Below are 15,599 nucleotides of genomic sequence, written 5' to 3' on the forward strand. Positions count from 1 at the left end.
CTTCGCTCGATAGGTCTACACTGGATGGAGATACTAATGTGATCAATCGCGAAAGCCTCATAACGGATCCGGCGCCTGAACGCAAAGTTGAATCGGTTAGCGTGACGTCTACTTCGTTTCAGGCTCTGCAGAGCGTCGATCGAGAAGGCTCTTACGGTTGGCGCGTTGTTGTAGCGGCGTTCATTGTGGCCGTATTCGGCTGGGGACTTGGATTCTATGGTCCGCCTGTCTATTTGGAAGTCATTCGTCAATCGCATAATTGGTCGATCGCACTCATATCAGGGGCTGTCACACTCCACTTCCTGGTAGGCCTTGTTGTAATTCCAAATCTGCCGCCTCTTTATCTTCGCTACGGACTGCCGATTGTGACCTTTGTCGGTGGAATCGTAATGGCGTTGGGTATTCTCGGTTGGGCATTTGCCAACAACCCATGGCAGCTCTATCTGGCGGCGCTTTTCTCCGGTATGGGTTGGTCGGCACTGGGGGCAGTAGCCGTCAACGCGATCGTTTCTCCATGGTTCATTACGAAGCGCCCTCTGGCACTCAGTGTGGCATTCAACGGTGGTAGTGTAGGCGGAGTAATTTTTTCGCCTTGTTGGATCATATTGATCGATTGGATAGGCTTTCCTTATGCCGCTATGGTGGTTGGGGCTGTGACGGTCGTTACACTTGGGATCCTGGCTTTACTTGTTCTTGGACGCTACCCCGACAGCATCGAGCAGGCGTTCGACGGTACCTCGTCCCAAAGCCCATCTCTGAACACTGTTCTTCATTTAGAGTCTGTCACATCGGTTGAGCGGCTGGATCTGTTCCAAGACCGAGCTTTTTTGAGCCTCTGTATCGGAATGACTTTAGCGTTGTTCGCGCAAACGGGGCTTGTTGCTCATCTCGTTTCGGTGCTGGCTTCAGCGCTCGGTAGACAAGGCGCGGGCCTCGCTGCTGGTGCGTTGGGCGTCGCTGCTATTGTGGGACGTTTAGTCGTCGGCTCGCGAGCCACCAGTGCCTCAAATTGGCGTGCCATCGCATGCTATAGCCTTGTGGCTCAAGCCCTAGGATGCGGGGTGTTAATACTGGCCCATGGCAATAATCCTACACTCTTGATTTTAGGCGTGGTGCTGTTTGGTTTGGGGGTTGGTAATGCCATTTCCGTCCCGCCAGTGATTGCCAACCTTGAATTCTCAGCTGCTGAAGCGTCCCGTGCAGTTGCTCTGATTGTCGCAATATCACAAGGTACTTACGCCACCGCCCCAGCTGTATTTGGCCTTTTTCGTGAGATGTTTTCGGATCAGATAATATTTTTTTCGGCTGCTGTAGTGCAGCTTTTGGCTATCGCTGCATACCTTTCAGTGGGAGCTCATCGCCACGAAAGCAGAGCTCTATGAATCGCCCTTAGTTTCGTAAACACCTCCAGGCCTTAAACTGAAACCAATTAGGAGGCGCCATGAGCAAATAGGGTTGTCCCGAAGAATTAGAAATCCAGGCGGGAAACCAAATGACCGGAAAGCAGTTTCCCGTACCTGAGATTGAAGCGCGGTTGAGCGTATTCATTCACAGCTTTTATGCCTAGATTAAACGCTACACCAAGCTTCAGGAACAGTGCGTTGAGGAAGAAGATCAGATCGCTGAAGTTCGTCGTCTACGTGCCGAGCTGAAACGGGTGACGGAGGAGCGAGACATCTTAAAAAAGGCCGCAGCGTACTTTTGCCAAGGAGTGCGGCTGAAGTACGCCTTTATTAAGCAAGCGGATCATTACGCGATTCGACGGCTTTGCCTGACGCTCAATGTTCATCCCAGCGGCTACTACGCGTGGCTATCAGAGCCAAAATCTGCGCGGGCCAAGGACGATCAGCGACTGCTTGGATTGATCAAACACTCCTGGCTGGAAAGCGGTGGTGTCTTTGGCTATCGCAAGATCAATGATGACCTGCGAGAGGTTGGAGAGAGCTGTGGCCGTCACCGGGTGGCTAGGTTTATGCGCCTTGAAGGTTACGTTCTCAGACTGGGTATCGACGGAGGTCGGGAAAATATGGCGACAAACCAGCCGTTGCCTCACCGAACTTACTGAAACGCCAATTCGAAGTCAGAGAACCCAACAAAGTCTGGGTCACAGACATTACCTACATTCGAACATATGAAGGCTAGCTGTATCTGGCCGCGGTGCTCGACCTGTTTTCACGCCAGATCATTAGCTGGTCAATGAAGTCGCAGATAACCAGCGACGTAGCCATTGATGCACTACTGATGGCGGTTCGGAGACGTAAGCCAAAGCAAGAGGTGATGATCCACTCGGATCAAGGCAGTCAGTACAGCAGCTCAGACTGGCGAACCTTCTTGAAAGCTAACAACCTGGTAGCCAGCATGAGTCGTCGAGGTAACTGCCACGATAGCGCCGTAGCAGAGAGCTTTTTCCATGCTAAAGCGAAAAAAGATCAGGCGTAATTCTACGCTACGCGCCAGGATGCTAATAGTATTGTGGTCAATTACGTCGAAATACTTTACAACCCAAAGCCTCACAAAATTAAAGATTTATTTGGTGCTACATCTAATCTCATATTTTTTATGCCTATCATCAAATAATACAATAGAAACAACTGAAAATATCGGTGCAAAGTTAAGCTAAAATATTCAATTAAGTTAAAAACTTCAGCTTGTTGACAGTATGAATTAAAGGTCGATGTTCAAGGGATGATAGCTACAAGCGATCAGGTGGGAGCCGATGTCCTGAATCCCGCCGACCACTGTCAGTTCCTTTATCCGGTCTCTGCCTCCGCGCAACTTCTGCCAGTCTCGGTAACTGTGCTGGTGTGCAGCTGCGAAAGTTGACAACCCACGACGAGCAGGTTTACGTATGGTCGAACCGGTATTGATGGGGGCAAGCTCGATTTGCTTGTAATACGCTTGGACCACGCTCAGCGTGTCAAACACCATCACGATCCGTTTTTCTCCGCGATGTGTGCTGGCGCGAAGATGGTTTGTCATGTTTTTCTCATCAACCCAAAAGAACACCCTCTGATTAAGCATCTGCATCCAATCGCTCGGGCGCAGTCCATCATCCAGACACTGACTTAGTGCTGTTTCGCTGAGTGGTGCGTTGTCCGTTAGTGTTGCCTTTCCGTGCTCAGGATGTGCTATCTCTATGCTCGTCGGTCTACGCATCGTCTCCAGCGCGCGACGATCCTCCGAGGGCACATCAAATAATGCGAGCAATTGGTGGGTTGAAAGCAATCCATGTTTACAAATACTGGGCAATGCCTGTGGACGGGTGATATGAAAAAGACGTGGATGCAGAAATGCGATTTCTTCAGGCGACAAAACCGGATTCGGTTTGGTTGGCATCGACATCGTCATATCAAAAATACACATACACCTATCTCCAAGCTTTTCTTACACACCACAACGTCCGGGACGAAAATGATCAGATCAGGAAGCATTGCCTCCTGAGCCGATCTATTTCTGTTCTCTGGCTCAACGTCTGAAGAAGAGCCCCTGAAGCTGTGAATACGACATCGATTCTTCGTATAGCGAATCGGAATCACCGTTTTGCAAGAAGGATTGAGCAACCCGTTCCGCTGTGCCCCACAGCACCTGGGAAATGCTTGATCCGGCGCTCAGCCGACGAACTCCAAGCTTTCCAAGTTCATCGGCATTACCGAGCCCTGGAAGCGCCATGACGTTGAGCGGTAAGACGACTTCATTCACGACGGCCTGAATTTCATCAGGTTTATGAATCCCTGGCAGGAACAAGCCATCGGCGCCGGCTTTTGCATATAGCTTGCCGCGAACAATCGACTCTTCGATCTGCTTTGAGGGCTGGGCGAGGCCGGCGAGAATGACGTCAGTACGCACATTCACAAACAGGTCAGCATTGGCCTTAGAAAGAGCCGTACGGATCGCGTCTATTTTGGCCGCCAGCAATAAGGCATCGTCAGGCCCGTCCTCGATGTTGATACCCTCAACACCCAAGTCGACAAGACGCATCACGTTATCGGCCACCGTTTTTGGATCGTCGGAATAACCGTGCTCGATGTCGAACGAAAGAGGAACCGTCAGGATTCGAGCCATACGTGACGCGACGCCGACAACCTCCTCGAAAGGCAGATATCGGCCGTCGCGATAGCCGAGAGCCCACGCCACGCCGGCGCTGGTAGTGGCGATAGCGAGCGCGCCCAAACTTTCGAAGACCCGAGCACTGCCTGCGTCCCACGCGTTAGGCAGAAGAAGAGGGGTGCTATGAGTGTGCAGTTCGCGAAATTCTGCCACGGTGCTGTTCATGTTTGTCTCCCGGCAGCCTGCAAGCAGACCGCCCAATAGTTTGGTTAAAAGAACACGTCGCTTTACAGCTTGTCCTGTTGAGAATTAACCGCCTGGTTGTTCTGCACAGTCAGGGGAGCCCTCGTATCCCAGCCGCCACCCAGTGAGCGGAACACGCCCACCGCTGATCGAGCGGCATCCGCACGATTGGCATCGAGTTCGTCGCGCGCTGTGAGCAACTGCCGATCTGCGTCCAACACATCGGTGAGCGTGATCGAGCCAGCGCGGTAAGCCTGTTCAGACAAGTTGCGAGATTTCTCAAGGGCCTCGACCTGCTCCTGCAACTGCACAACGTGGATCACTGTTTGGCTGAGTTGCATGAAGGAGTTTTCGACGTCTTCAGCTGCTCGCAGTACGGACTGGCGATACAATGCCAATGCTTCGGCATTCGCACCTCGCGCCTGGGCCACCTCTGCGTCGACTTTGCCAAAATCAAACAACCTCCAGCGCAATCCGACTCCACCTGCAGAAGTGAATGACTTAGAGCTGAAAAGACTGCCACTCATGGTGTCGAATCCCAGCGCACCCGATAGAGAAACCTTGGGGTAATAATCGGATATGGCAGCGCCTATACGTTCATTCGACGCAGCCAATCGACGCTCCGCCGCAATGATGTCCGGACGACGGCGAAGCACATCACTCGGTTGCACATCGCCAGGAACTGCTGGCACATTCGGAATCTCGGAGACCTGCTCCAATTTCTTGGCGTAGGTTCCAGGTTGCGCGCCCATGAGCACATCGAGTCGATTCAACTGACGTTCAAGGGCGATGCGTAGTGGGGGCACTGTTGCACGCGCTGATTTCAACAACGCATCAGCCTGTGCCACCTCCAAACCTTGTGAAGCACCTGCTTCATAGCGGTTTTGCACCAATTTCAGCAGGTGTTCGTCGGTTTCAATCTGCTGCTGCGCAATGGCGAGCCGTGCCTGGTAGCCGCGCACCTGGAAGTACGCATCGGCGGCATCGGCTGCCACAATCACACGAGTGCCGACTTGCTCTGCTTCGATGGCCTCCGCTTCATTTTCAGCAGCATCCGCACCGCGGCGCAGTCCTCCGAAGAGATCGATCTCCCAACTTGCTGCTGGTCCAATCGTGGTGTCATGGACGTTTCTTTTGAAACCTGGGCTATCCCCAGCGATAGTGCCAATCGGACCTCGCAGGCTCTGACGTTGCGCTGTTGCGGACGCGCCCAAGTCAACCGTTGGCAAGAGCTCGGCCCCTGCACCCGATGCTGCGGCCCGAGCCTGGCTAACCCGAGCCATGGCGGCTGCCAGATCCAGGTTCTGATCGAGCGCTCTCTGAACGATGGTGACTAGTACTGGATCACTGAAGCCTGTCCACCAACGATCGATCGAAGGCACTGGACGTTTTTTGTCGCTTTCAGCCTTCGCCACATTGTGCAGTGGCGCCAGTTCTGTCTTAGGTGCCACATAATCAGGGCCTACGGCACATCCGGCCAACATGATGCTGATCGCCAGGCTGCTGAGAGCAGTTTTGAGAACCTTTGCATTAACCTGTTTCATGCTGACCTCCTGCTGCTGATTTTGCGGATGAGTGTGTAGAAGGCAGGGGTGAATAGAAGACCGAAAATGGTCACACCTATCATCCCGAAGAACACGGTTGTTCCGAGCGATTGACGCATTTCCGATCCAGCACCGGTCGAGAACACCAACGGTGCCACACCTGCGATGAATGCAATCGATGTCATCAAGATCGGGCGAAGACGAGTGCGGGCCGCAGCCACGGCCGCTTCTTCAGCCGTTGCTCCATGGTCGTCCTGGCGCTGCTTGGCAAACTCCACAATCAAGATCGCGTTTTTGGCCGCCAACCCTACCAACACTACGAAGCCAATTTGAGCCAGGATGTCGATTGGCAAATTGCGCAGATCGAGACCGAGAGCGGCTGCAAGCAGGCACATTGGTACGATCAGAACGATGGCCAGTGGCAGCCTCCAGCTTTCGTATTGAGCGGCGAGTACAAGGAACACAAACAACGCAGAGGCACCGAAGATCAGAAGGGTCGGCGTACCGGCTTTCTTCTGCTGGTATGCAAGATCTGTCCACTCCAGGCTGATACCTGTCGGCAATACTTGCGCGGCCAATTCTTCCATGCGTTTCATCGCAGTACCCGAGGCAACACCCGGTGCTGCTGCACCCAAGATTTCAGATGCTGGGAACAGGTTGTAGCGAGGGACACGATAAGGCGCGGTTCTGTCTTCAAAGGAGGCAACAGTGCCGATCGGAACCATGTCTCCGGAAGCATTTCGTACTTTCAACTGCGCGATATCACCTTTGGTTTTCCGATAATCTTCATCGCCTTGGACAACCACCTGATAGGTACGCCCCAGGTAGTTGAAGTCATTTACATATTGCGATCCAAGGTACAGCTGGAGTGTCGAGAAAACGTCAGTGGGTGTCAGTCCCACTTTTTCAGCCTTAAGGCGATCAATGTCCGCGTAAACCGAAGGTGAGCCTGCGTTGTAGAGGGTGAAGTTGCCTGCGAAGGCTGGATCCTTGTTTGCTGCAGCGACCAGATCGTTTGTTGCCTTCGCCAACGCTTGAGCGCCGAGACCATTATTGTCCTTAAGCATTAACTTGAAGCCACCTGCTGCGCCCAAACCTTGAACCGCTGGAGGTTGGATCACCATTACATAGGCGTCTTTGATACCTGCCAAGCGTTCGCGCAACTTTTTAACCATGGTTGGCGCATCAGAACCGGGTGAGCTTCTACCGTACTGCGAGGGTAAAGCTGTGAACACTGTCCCGACGTTCGGTGCGATGGTCGAGGTTGCCACGTCAAAACCACTGGTTGCGGATGTGTGGTCCACACCGGGTGTATTCAACGCAATGTCGTTGACCTGACGAACCATCTCATCAGTTCGAGCCAAACTGGAGCCTGGCGGCAACATCACAATAATTGCCAGGTAACCGATGTCCTGGTCGGGGATAAAGGCAGTGCTCATCCGCGACATCTGAATCCCGGTAAGCCCCATCAGCCCCACATACACAATCGCAACAATTGCACCGCCTCTGATAATGCGACTGGTCATTTTCCCGTAATGAGAGGACAACCATTCGAAGCCCGCATTAAAACGACCAAAGACAGCCTTCAAGACGCGACTTACACCGCGTGGCCCATGCTCTTCACCCGGCGTATGAGGCTTCAGGAATACTGCGCAGAGGGCTGGGCTCAGGGTCAGAGATACGAATGCTGAAATCACTGTGGATGCGGCAATCGTGATGGCAAATTGTTTGAAGAACAGCCCCATGATCCCGGAAATGAAGGCCGCTGGCACAAACACAGCACACAGCGTCAGTGCAATGGCAATCAATGCGCCCGAAACTTCGTCCATGGTGCGATGCGCAGCTTCACGGGGAGACATACCCATGGCCATGTTTCGCTCGACGTTTTCAATCACAACGATCGCATCATCGACCACAATACCAACCGCGAGCACAAGTCCAAACAATGACAGATTATTAATCGACGCCCCGAAAAGTGCCAGGATCGTGAAAGTACCTATCAACGAGATTGGAATGGCCAATACGGGAATGATCGTTGCCCTCCAGCTTTGCAGGAAGAGAAAGACCACAATAACCACCAGTGCGATTGCCTCAAAAATGGTGGTGATTACCTTGTTGACAGACTGGCTCACAAAAGTAGTCGGGTCGTAGATGTTCATGTAATCCACACCGACCGGGAAGCTCTTTTTGAGCTCTTCCATTTTGTTCCAGACAGCGTGTTCCACTTCTACAACGTTCGCACCCGGCGTCGCGATGACCCAAAAAGGAGCTGCGATATGACGATCTGCGTACGCAACAGAGCCGTAGTCCATCGAGCCCAGCTCAACTCGACCGATGTCACTGATTCGAGTGACACGCCCATTACTGTCAGACTTCACAATAATGTTGTTGAATTGTTCAGGTGTAGTCAGTCTCCCCAATGCTTCTACGTTGATTTGATAAGCGGCATCGGTGGAAACAGGCGGTTGGTTGAGCATGCCAGCCGACACTTGAGCATTCTGCGCGCGGAGAGCAGCCAGGACTTCACTTGCATTGATGTTGTAGGACGCAGCCTTGTCAGGATCGATCCAAATTCGCATCGCGTACTGACGATCACCGAGTATCCAAAAGTCAGCGACGCCTGGGAGTCGTGCGATCTCATCTCGAATACGAATGGTGTAGTTGGACAGATACTCAGCACTGCGAGAACCATCCGGCGAATACATATGGACGCCGAGCAATAGAGCCTGAATGGTTTTCTTGACCTGCACACCTTGCAACTGAACTTCTTGAGGCAAACGCGAGAGCGCATCTTGTACGCGGTTTCTCGTGAGCATCAATGCCAGGTTTGGATCTGAACCAATCTTGAAGATCACCGTGATCGTCAGCTGACCGTTACCGGTGGACTGGCTACTGATGTACTCCATGTTTTCCACGCCGTTGATTGCTTGTTCAAGCGGCGTTGCTACGGTTTTGGATACCGTTTCGGCGGAAGCACCTGGATAAACCGTTGTGATCTGTACTGTTGGAGGAACAATGTCCGGATACTGCGCAACCGGCAACTGTGACATTGCCGCCAGACCAAATAGCATCACGAATATGTTGATCACCGCCGCAAAGCGCGGATGATCAATGAAAAAGTGGGCAAGTTTCATGATCAGTTATCCTTATCCGGCTTAGCCTTGGTCGGAAACAAACTTGAGGGTTTTGATCTGTGGATCAACGGTAGAACCGGGAGCGGCAATCGGGATGCTATCGATGATGACGCGATCCGTCGGGGCGAGGCCCGAGCGAATAACTCGCAGTCCCCCACGTACATCACCCACTTCCACAATCTTCGGTGTCACTTTGTTGTCCGGTCCAACCGTCAGAACGATGTGGGCTGATTGGTCAGGTAATACGGAAGCATCCGGCACGAGCAGTGCTGGGGTCGCGGTGGAATAGTCCATGCGCACACGTGCGAATCCGCCTGGTGTTAGAAACATGTCAGGGTTATCCACGGTAGCCCGTGCATGGATGGTGCCGCTGGATCGGTCGAGTGCGTTGTCGACAAAGTCGAGCGTGCCTTGGCGCTTATAGGCTTTCTCGTCCGCTAAGGAGATGTCGATTTTTCCACCGACAGGGCTCTTTTGATCAGCGCGTCCGCGCATGAACGCCATGTAATCGGACTCACTCATGTCAAAGTCCAGATACATCGGATCCATGGAGACCAAAGTCGTCAGCAGGGTGGTAGGACTGGTCGCTGCGCGGCTGCCTCCTACCAAGTTGCCAACCGATACTTGGTGAGTACCGATTCGCCCAGTGAAAGGTGCGGTAATTCGGCAATGATCCAAGTCAAATTTCGCATCGCGAACCAAAGCTTTGGCTTCGTCCACCGCTGCCTGGGCGGCACGCTTCTCTGCACCGCGCTGGTCTACGTTCTGTACGCTACCAGCATCGTTACGTCTTAGCGTTTCAGCACGATCAAGCTCACGGGTCGCCAAGTCGAATCGAGCGTTCGCGCTCGCCAACTGAGCAGTGGCTTGAGCAAATTTGATTTCGTACGGAATTGGATCGATTACAAAGAGCAGATCACCTTTGCGAACAATGTCACCGTCTTTGAAATGAATTTCAGTGAGGGTGCCGCCCACCTGTGCGCGCAATTCCACTTTGTTTACAGCCGAGAATTGGCCCAAGAAACCCAGTCGCGGGGCGATGTTCTGTTGCAGGGGAGTCGCGACACCCACTGACGGAATGATCGGCGCGACCGCTGCAGTTGGGGCCTGGCTACTGAAAACCACTGCGCCCGCAGCGCTCAAAACGACCGCTGCCGCAGCGGAGATACCCCAGATTTTTCCGTTGAATTTGTGTGCACGGCCGCCTGTCACGCTGTTGTCGGGCCGGGAGATATCAGTTTTCATGGTGTGCCTCTCTTACGCTTCATGGAGGTGTCGGCCCCGCTGGACATCGGAATCGTTCTGCCCTATGCGTCGACACGGTCTCTTGGTTTTCCCGGCTCGGATACCGCCAATCCGGTTTAGATGATTCATTGATACTAACTAGTTTTAAGTTAAGTCTGATCATCTAAACTGTCAAGCAGCCTCTTCCCAGATTTTCTTTTTTTTCGTGTGATGCTCCTTTGGTCGGAGCACGGGGGGCATGATATAGATGATTGATTGACACTATAGTTAATTTAGGAAATAGTCATCATCTAATACATTGATACAGACCTCCTACGCGGATTACGCCGAAGCGATTAGCCGCGACCCGAGGCCAGGAGGATGAAGTGAATGAAGAAGTCAAAATCAGAGACGGCCAAAACGCGCAGACGGATCATCGAAGTCGCAGCGGAAGCCTTCAAATGCAATGGGATTCACGCGACAAGGGTTTCAGAGATCATGGCGAGGGTGGGGCTAACACACGGTGGGTTTTACAGGCATTTCTCCTCCAAAGAGGAGCTGGTCACTGAAGCATGTACAGCGAGCATGAACGCGATTGTTGATTCTGCTGAGGCTGCGATCGAGGGAGGAAACGAGGCTTTTTTAGAGCACCTGGAAAATTTCTTGCTAGATGAATACCACGAGGACTGTCCTGGAGGATGTCCGCTGGTGGCGATCGGCAGCGAGTTAGCACGTGCAGATATGGACACACGCCGGGCAGTCTCACAGGGGTTTCAGGAGCTAATCGACGTAATTGCTACACGAATTCACCCAGAAGGCGGGGTCACGGCAAGAGACAATGCAACCTTCACCCTGTCGTCGATGATCGGAGCTGTCACCATGTCACGAATCATCGACGAACCAGGATTTTCGCTTCAGGTTTTGGACGTGGCCAAAAAACACCTGGCGACGCTTTCTAGCGAGGTACAGGCAAAGTTTCCGGCAAGAAACACAGAGGAAATGGTTGAGTAGCAGCTGGAGAATGGAGGCCCTTGTTCTTCTAGGCTGAAAAGGCATCGACAGACTGATCCTGGATTTGGCGTCGAGCCAACGTGTGCCATGTCAATTACATCAGTATTGATGATTGAAAATACCTGCGTTCCCTTGTGCAATGTTTTTCGGATTGCGTAAGGGACGTCGCCTTGTCCTAAGCTGTCGGTTTGCCAATATGAGGAGGGATGCTCATGTCCATGACGTTCTACTTGGATGAAAGTGGCCACAGTGGAGATGCGGTCAACAGCGGCGAAGGGTTTGATTTCAAAGGCCAGCCTTTTTTCTCGTTGGCGGCAGTAGGGTTGTGTGATGAAGAGACTGTGGCAACACGTATCTGCGAATTGCGTAAGCAGCACAGAATCCCAGCCGGCGAATTGAAGTCAAAATCGCTCAACAGCAAGCCCATTTTTGTCGCTCAGGTGATCGATTACCTTCAGTCCATTGCGGCCCCGATCTTCGTGGAGGTCGTGGACAAGCGATATTTTATTTGTGTGCATATCACAGGCTTTCATCTGCTTGCGCCGTGCATGGGATTCGCGGAGGGCCCACCGTTGGCTTTCCTCAGAAACGCCCTGGCGGATTTTTTGAACGCTGTGGTCACTAATGAAATCCTCGATACATTTGTAGAGGCATGTCTTAACCCTTCAGAAGCGCTAGTCATGCGATCCTTCGACCAGCTCGAGGAACTGGGTAGAAGTCTCCGTAACAATTCGAGCAGTCGAGACATGGCCCAAGGGTTGTGCATGACGGTAACGGAAGCCCGCTCAGAGCTATTGGCGCTGAAGACAACAGATTCGAATGCCTACCTTCGGTTTTTACCGTCACCAGACCTCAACAAACGAAGCAAGCGTGTTTGGATGCTTCCCAATTTGACGTCGTTCACCAACATTTACGCGCGGCTGAACCTGTATTTCGGACAAAAACTCCAAGGGATCCACATCGTCCATGATCAGCAACTGGAGATCGACGAGATCCTGCAATCGAGCAAGTTGGCTGCAGAACAAATCGATCACCATGGCGAGCGGCCTTACACACCACGCTCCAATTTCGCGTTCAAAGAGAAGGCGACATTCGCCTTTGCTCAATCGCATGAAGGCATAGGCTTGCAGGTAGCGGATGTCGTTGCAGGAGCAGTGATGCGCTATTTCAGAGACGGCCCGCAAGCGCTACATGCAGATCTCGCGTTGGCCGTTGAAAATTTAATCGACGCATCTGATGGCCGGACGGGATATGGCATCAACCAGGTCGTGGCCACTTCGGATGTTCGAAATGCCTAGGCAGGTTTTCGGCTGCCTAGGTGCTCAGCGATGGGCGCTAGTTTTCCAGAGCAGCAACGCGAAGTAACTGATAGGCCTCTACTAGATGATCCAATGTAAAAGAACGGTTTCGGCCGCTCGGGTTGGGCAGCACCCAGACCCGAGCACCACCAAAAAAGTCAGGCTGTAGACCCCACGCGATATTGCGCTGCTCCGTGATGGCCGCGTAAGCCGATTTACCCAGGAACGCGATGTATTTGGGGCTGCATTGCACAATCTTAGCTTCCAGAGTCTGTGCTGCTCGGCGGTATTCATCAGCGCTCACGTCTTGAGCCGATGGCGTCGCTCTTTGCACTGCCGTCGTCATGCCGCAACCGAACTGCAGAATACGAACGTAGTCAGCGGGATCGATCTCCTCTGCAGTGAATCCTGATAGAAACAATGTTCGCCAGAATCGATTGCTACGATTGAAGAATGGCTTCTGCTCAAGCGCCGACTCCAATCCTGGATTCAACCCGCAGAAAACAACGGCCAGTCCTGGTACTAACAGATCGGGTAAGCCGGTGTTCGCGTTGTTCATATTGGGAGCCTTTCAGTGGTTTGAGCTGTTTGCGTTCGATGGCAGTGCGGGAGCAAGGGAGCCCCTTCAATTCGCCGATTACCGCACCGGTTGTCCATAAGCGACCTCTTTCCCGTGAGCCCCCGTCCAATCGGCGTCATTGAATGGGAAGAGGGCGCCTTACGTCCATGAGAAGACGCAAATTTTCCGGTTGGCTACACCTATTACAGAGGTCGAACTGCAACTAAAGCTCTTCTAACTAAGAGTCTGTGTCAAAAAGCTGTTCGGTGGCCTTTTCAACCCCAATCGATCCCTGAGCGTCCCTGGCTCATACTCTGTACGAAACACGCCTCGAGCTTGCAACAAAGGCACAACGCTCTCTGTGAATCGGTCGAAGTCGTTTGGCAACAGTGGGAACATCAGGTTGTAGCCGTCGACCGCTCCGGCCTCGTAGAGCTCCGATAGCCGCTCGGCGACGTGCTCGGCAGACCCAATCACCAGCCAGGTGTTCGAACTGTTGACCAGGCGGCGTCCGAGTTCTCGTATGGTCAGCGTCGAGTCGTATTGCTTAATCAGTTCCAGCTCAGTTCGAATGCCATCGAAGTCGGCGCTATCAGGCAACGGCGGCAATGGTTCATCCGGCGACAGCCCGCTCAGATCAATTCGGGTGTAACTCGACACAAGATCAATCGCCAATTCATCAATGATCAGGCTGTCGACCAATGCCTGGCGACGTTCGGCTTCGGTTTCATCAACGAGCACGACCGGTAGCACCCCGGCGATGATTTTAAAGTCGGAAGGAAGACGGCCATTGGAGGCTAGTCGCCGGTTGAAGTCAGCTCGGTAGGCAAGTCCTTCTTCCACGGTTTTGAGCAAGCAGAAATGAAAATCGGCGTGTGCAGCGGCGAGATTTTTTCCGGACTCAGAGGACCCTGCTTGGGCAAGCACGGGATAGCCTTGAGGAGAGCGGGGAACGTTTAACGGCCCGCGAACGTTAAAGTCCTCTCCGACGTGGTTCAACGTGTGTATTTTTGCAGGGTCTGCGAAAGCGCCCGTGGCCTTGTCAAAAAGCAAAGCATCATCTTCCCACGAGTCCCAGAGACGCTTGACCACCGTGATGAACTCCGTGGCTCGGGCATAACGGTCACTGTGCTTCGCCACGCCCGTTGCGCCGTAGTTTGCTGCTTCTTCTTCCAGCCAGGACGTAACGATATTCCAAGCGACGCGCCCGTTGCTGAGGTGGTCCAGGGATGCGAAATAACGGGCCAAGTTGAAGGGTTCATTGTAGGACGTGGATGCAGTGGCCATCAGCCCAATGGACTGGGTGACGGCAGCCAATGCCGAGATGAGGGTTATTGGCTCCAGGCGTGCGTTAGCGTAGTGCTTCAAACCGCTGGCAGCCGAATCCCAGACCGCCACATGATCGGCAATAAACACAGCATCGAATTTCGCCGCTTCCGCCTGTTGGACAAGCTTGACGTAAAAAGGCAGCCCGAATATTTCCCGCGTAGGCGCCTCGGGGTGGCGCCACGAGAAGCGGTAGTCCCCTTGCGGGTTAAAGAAAAAAAGGCTGAGTGACATGTTGTTTCGCGACATCGCGGTCTCCTGCTGGCTGAGTTGTTATGCGATTCGGGGAGCTGACAGGCTTAGCCTGCAGAGGCAGGCACATGCTCTGTCACCCACTGATCGGCCACTTTCGCTGGGTCCTTGTGATCAATTTCGACCAGACGATTCAACTCCTTCAACTCATCGTCATTCAGCGCAGCGGATACTTTGTTGAGCACCCGGGTGATATCCGGAGTGACCACCGCTTTTCGAATCAGCGGCGTGATGTTTTGCAGTGGCTGCTGGTGCTTGTCGTCCTTGAGTACGACCCATCCTTCTTTCGCCAATACGCCTTGCGTGGACACAACCGTGGTTACGTCAACGGTGCCGGAGTTCAAGGCAAGCCGAGAGAGTGGCCCACCCACATCAAGGGATTTGATCGATTTGAAGTTGATTCCGTAAACCGCCTTCAACCCTGGCGCACCCAAGGCGGAGGTGGCGACTTCAGGCGGGCCGCCCAACACGAATTGATCGGACACTTTGGCGAGGTCAGACAAGGTCGACAGGCTGTATTTTTCTGCGGTCTTTTTCGTGACGGCCCACGCGGTTATCGAACCGGCAGACGAAGACTCAAGCAGCTCAAGATCCTTCGGCAGCGTTGTGCTTAACGCATCGAGGATGACTTTCTGGTCCGTAAATGCACTCTTACTGTCGTAGAAGCTCAGAAGCGCACCGATGTATTCAGGCACCACATCCACGTCACCGTTTTCCAGGGCTTTGGAAATGATCTGTCGATTACCCAGATTCAGGCGAGTGCTTGCCTCGATGCCTTCTTTACGAAGCGCCGAGGCATAGATGTTCGCAAGGACAGACTGTTCGGAAAAGTTTGCACCGCCAACAGTGATGGAGGCGGCATTGGCCGCCGCGCCCACGAAGAGCGTGCCGAGACTCAGCATGAGGGGGAGGGCAGTCCGCGCCCAACGTTTACGATACACACTGGTATGAGTGACCATTT

General features: G+C 53.1%; 11 protein-coding genes and 1 pseudogene. 4 read left to right on the forward strand and 8 right to left on the reverse strand.

Going from position 1 to position 15,599, the window contains the following annotated elements:
• Positions 1-38: 38 nt before the first annotated feature.
• On the forward strand, positions 39-1,382 hold the full coding sequence (locus tag H043_RS29095) for an MFS transporter (RefSeq protein WP_049827859.1): 1,344 nt from the start codon (positions 39-41) through the stop codon (positions 1,380-1,382).
• A 110-nt stretch (positions 1,383-1,492) separates the two neighbouring features.
• Positions 1,493-2,508 (forward strand): annotated as a pseudogene (locus H043_RS0110960) (IS3 family transposase); the annotation flags it as partial.
• 156 nt (positions 2,509-2,664) lie between these two features.
• Here the strand turns inward: H043_RS0110960 and H043_RS30245 are convergent.
• The 5 genes from H043_RS30245 to H043_RS0110985 all read right to left on the reverse strand — a co-directional run bounded on the left by H043_RS30245 (position 2,665) and on the right by H043_RS0110985 (position 10,213).
• Positions 2,665-3,363: a hypothetical protein gene (locus H043_RS30245; RefSeq protein ID WP_155953484.1), complete on the reverse strand. Its 699-nt coding sequence runs from the start codon at positions 3,361-3,363 to the stop codon at positions 2,665-2,667.
• A 102-nt stretch (positions 3,364-3,465) separates the two neighbouring features.
• A complete protein-coding gene (locus H043_RS0110970; protein WP_027611896.1) occupies positions 3,466-4,272 on the reverse strand; it encodes an isocitrate lyase/phosphoenolpyruvate mutase family protein in 807 nt (268 codons plus the stop codon).
• A 62-nt stretch (positions 4,273-4,334) separates the two neighbouring features.
• Positions 4,335-5,834, reverse strand: a complete 1,500-nt coding sequence (locus tag H043_RS0110975; RefSeq protein ID WP_027611897.1) for an efflux transporter outer membrane subunit — start codon at positions 5,832-5,834, stop codon at positions 4,335-4,337.
• The gene (locus H043_RS0110980) at positions 5,831-8,968 is read right to left on the reverse strand and encodes an efflux RND transporter permease subunit (protein WP_027611898.1); all 3,138 of its coding nucleotides are present in this window, start codon (positions 8,966-8,968) and stop codon (positions 5,831-5,833) included. The genes H043_RS0110975 and H043_RS0110980 overlap by 4 nt, the downstream gene beginning before the upstream one ends.
• 21 nt (positions 8,969-8,989) lie before the next feature.
• Positions 8,990-10,213: an efflux RND transporter periplasmic adaptor subunit gene (locus H043_RS0110985; RefSeq protein WP_027611899.1), complete on the reverse strand. Its 1,224-nt coding sequence runs from the start codon at positions 10,211-10,213 to the stop codon at positions 8,990-8,992.
• Between the two features lie 369 nt (positions 10,214-10,582).
• Between H043_RS0110985 and H043_RS29100 the strand changes: the two genes are divergently transcribed.
• Together H043_RS29100 and H043_RS0110995 are read left to right on the forward strand one after the other, a co-directional pair.
• Positions 10,583-11,203, forward strand: coding sequence for a TetR/AcrR family transcriptional regulator (locus H043_RS29100; RefSeq protein WP_049827860.1), 621 nt, complete (start codon positions 10,583-10,585; stop codon positions 11,201-11,203).
• Between the two features lie 212 nt (positions 11,204-11,415).
• Entirely contained in the window at positions 11,416-12,501 is a 1,086-nt protein-coding gene (locus tag H043_RS0110995) for a DUF3800 domain-containing protein (protein ID WP_049827861.1), read from the forward strand.
• A gap of 37 nt (positions 12,502-12,538) precedes the next feature.
• Here the strand turns inward: H043_RS0110995 and mug are convergent, their stop codons facing one another.
• The 3 genes from mug to H043_RS0111010 form a co-directional block, all read right to left on the reverse strand.
• The gene (gene mug, locus H043_RS0111000; protein WP_027611901.1) at positions 12,539-13,060 is read right to left on the reverse strand and encodes a G/U mismatch-specific DNA glycosylase; all 522 of its coding nucleotides are present in this window, start codon (positions 13,058-13,060) and stop codon (positions 12,539-12,541) included.
• A gap of 234 nt (positions 13,061-13,294) precedes the next feature.
• Positions 13,295-14,635 (reverse strand): LLM class flavin-dependent oxidoreductase, encoded by a 1,341-nt coding sequence (locus H043_RS0111005; protein WP_027611902.1) that lies wholly within the window; start codon positions 14,633-14,635, stop codon positions 13,295-13,297.
• A 50-nt stretch (positions 14,636-14,685) separates the two neighbouring features.
• Positions 14,686-15,597 carry an ABC transporter substrate-binding protein gene (locus H043_RS0111010; RefSeq protein WP_049827862.1) on the reverse strand — a complete coding sequence of 304 codons (912 nt, stop codon included), beginning with the start codon at positions 15,595-15,597 and terminating at the stop codon, positions 14,686-14,688.
• Positions 15,598-15,599 lie beyond the last annotated feature (2 nt).

Origin of the sequence: Pseudomonas sp. URIL14HWK12:I6, from assembly GCF_000514195.1 — a bacterium.
In the GTDB taxonomy this organism is placed as follows: Bacteria; Pseudomonadota; Gammaproteobacteria; order Pseudomonadales; family Pseudomonadaceae; genus Aquipseudomonas; species Aquipseudomonas putida_A.

Coding starts and splice junctions, on each gene's coding strand:
- H043_RS30245 (WP_155953484.1), bottom strand. CDS start 3,363: ATGTGTATTTTTGATATGACGATGTCGATGCCAACCAAACCGAATCCG.
- H043_RS0110970 (WP_027611896.1), bottom strand. CDS start 4,272: ATGAACAGCACCGTGGCAGAATTTCGCGAACTGCACACTCATAGCACC.
- H043_RS29100 (WP_049827860.1), top strand. CDS start 10,583: ATGAAGAAGTCAAAATCAGAGACGGCCAAAACGCGCAGACGGATCATC.
- H043_RS0111010 (WP_049827862.1), bottom strand. CDS start 15,597: ATGGTCACTCATACCAGTGTGTATCGTAAACGTTGGGCGCGGACTGCC.
- mug (WP_027611901.1), bottom strand. CDS start 13,060: ATGAACAACGCGAACACCGGCTTACCCGATCTGTTAGTACCAGGACTG.
- H043_RS0110975 (WP_027611897.1), bottom strand. CDS start 5,834: ATGAAACAGGTTAATGCAAAGGTTCTCAAAACTGCTCTCAGCAGCCTG.
- H043_RS0111005 (WP_027611902.1), bottom strand. CDS start 14,635: ATGTCGCGAAACAACATGTCACTCAGCCTTTTTTTCTTTAACCCGCAA.
- H043_RS0110980 (WP_027611898.1), bottom strand. CDS start 8,968: ATGAAACTTGCCCACTTTTTCATTGATCATCCGCGCTTTGCGGCGGTG.
- H043_RS0110985 (WP_027611899.1), bottom strand. CDS start 10,213: ATGAAAACTGATATCTCCCGGCCCGACAACAGCGTGACAGGCGGCCGT.
- H043_RS0110995 (WP_049827861.1), top strand. CDS start 11,416: ATGTCCATGACGTTCTACTTGGATGAAAGTGGCCACAGTGGAGATGCG.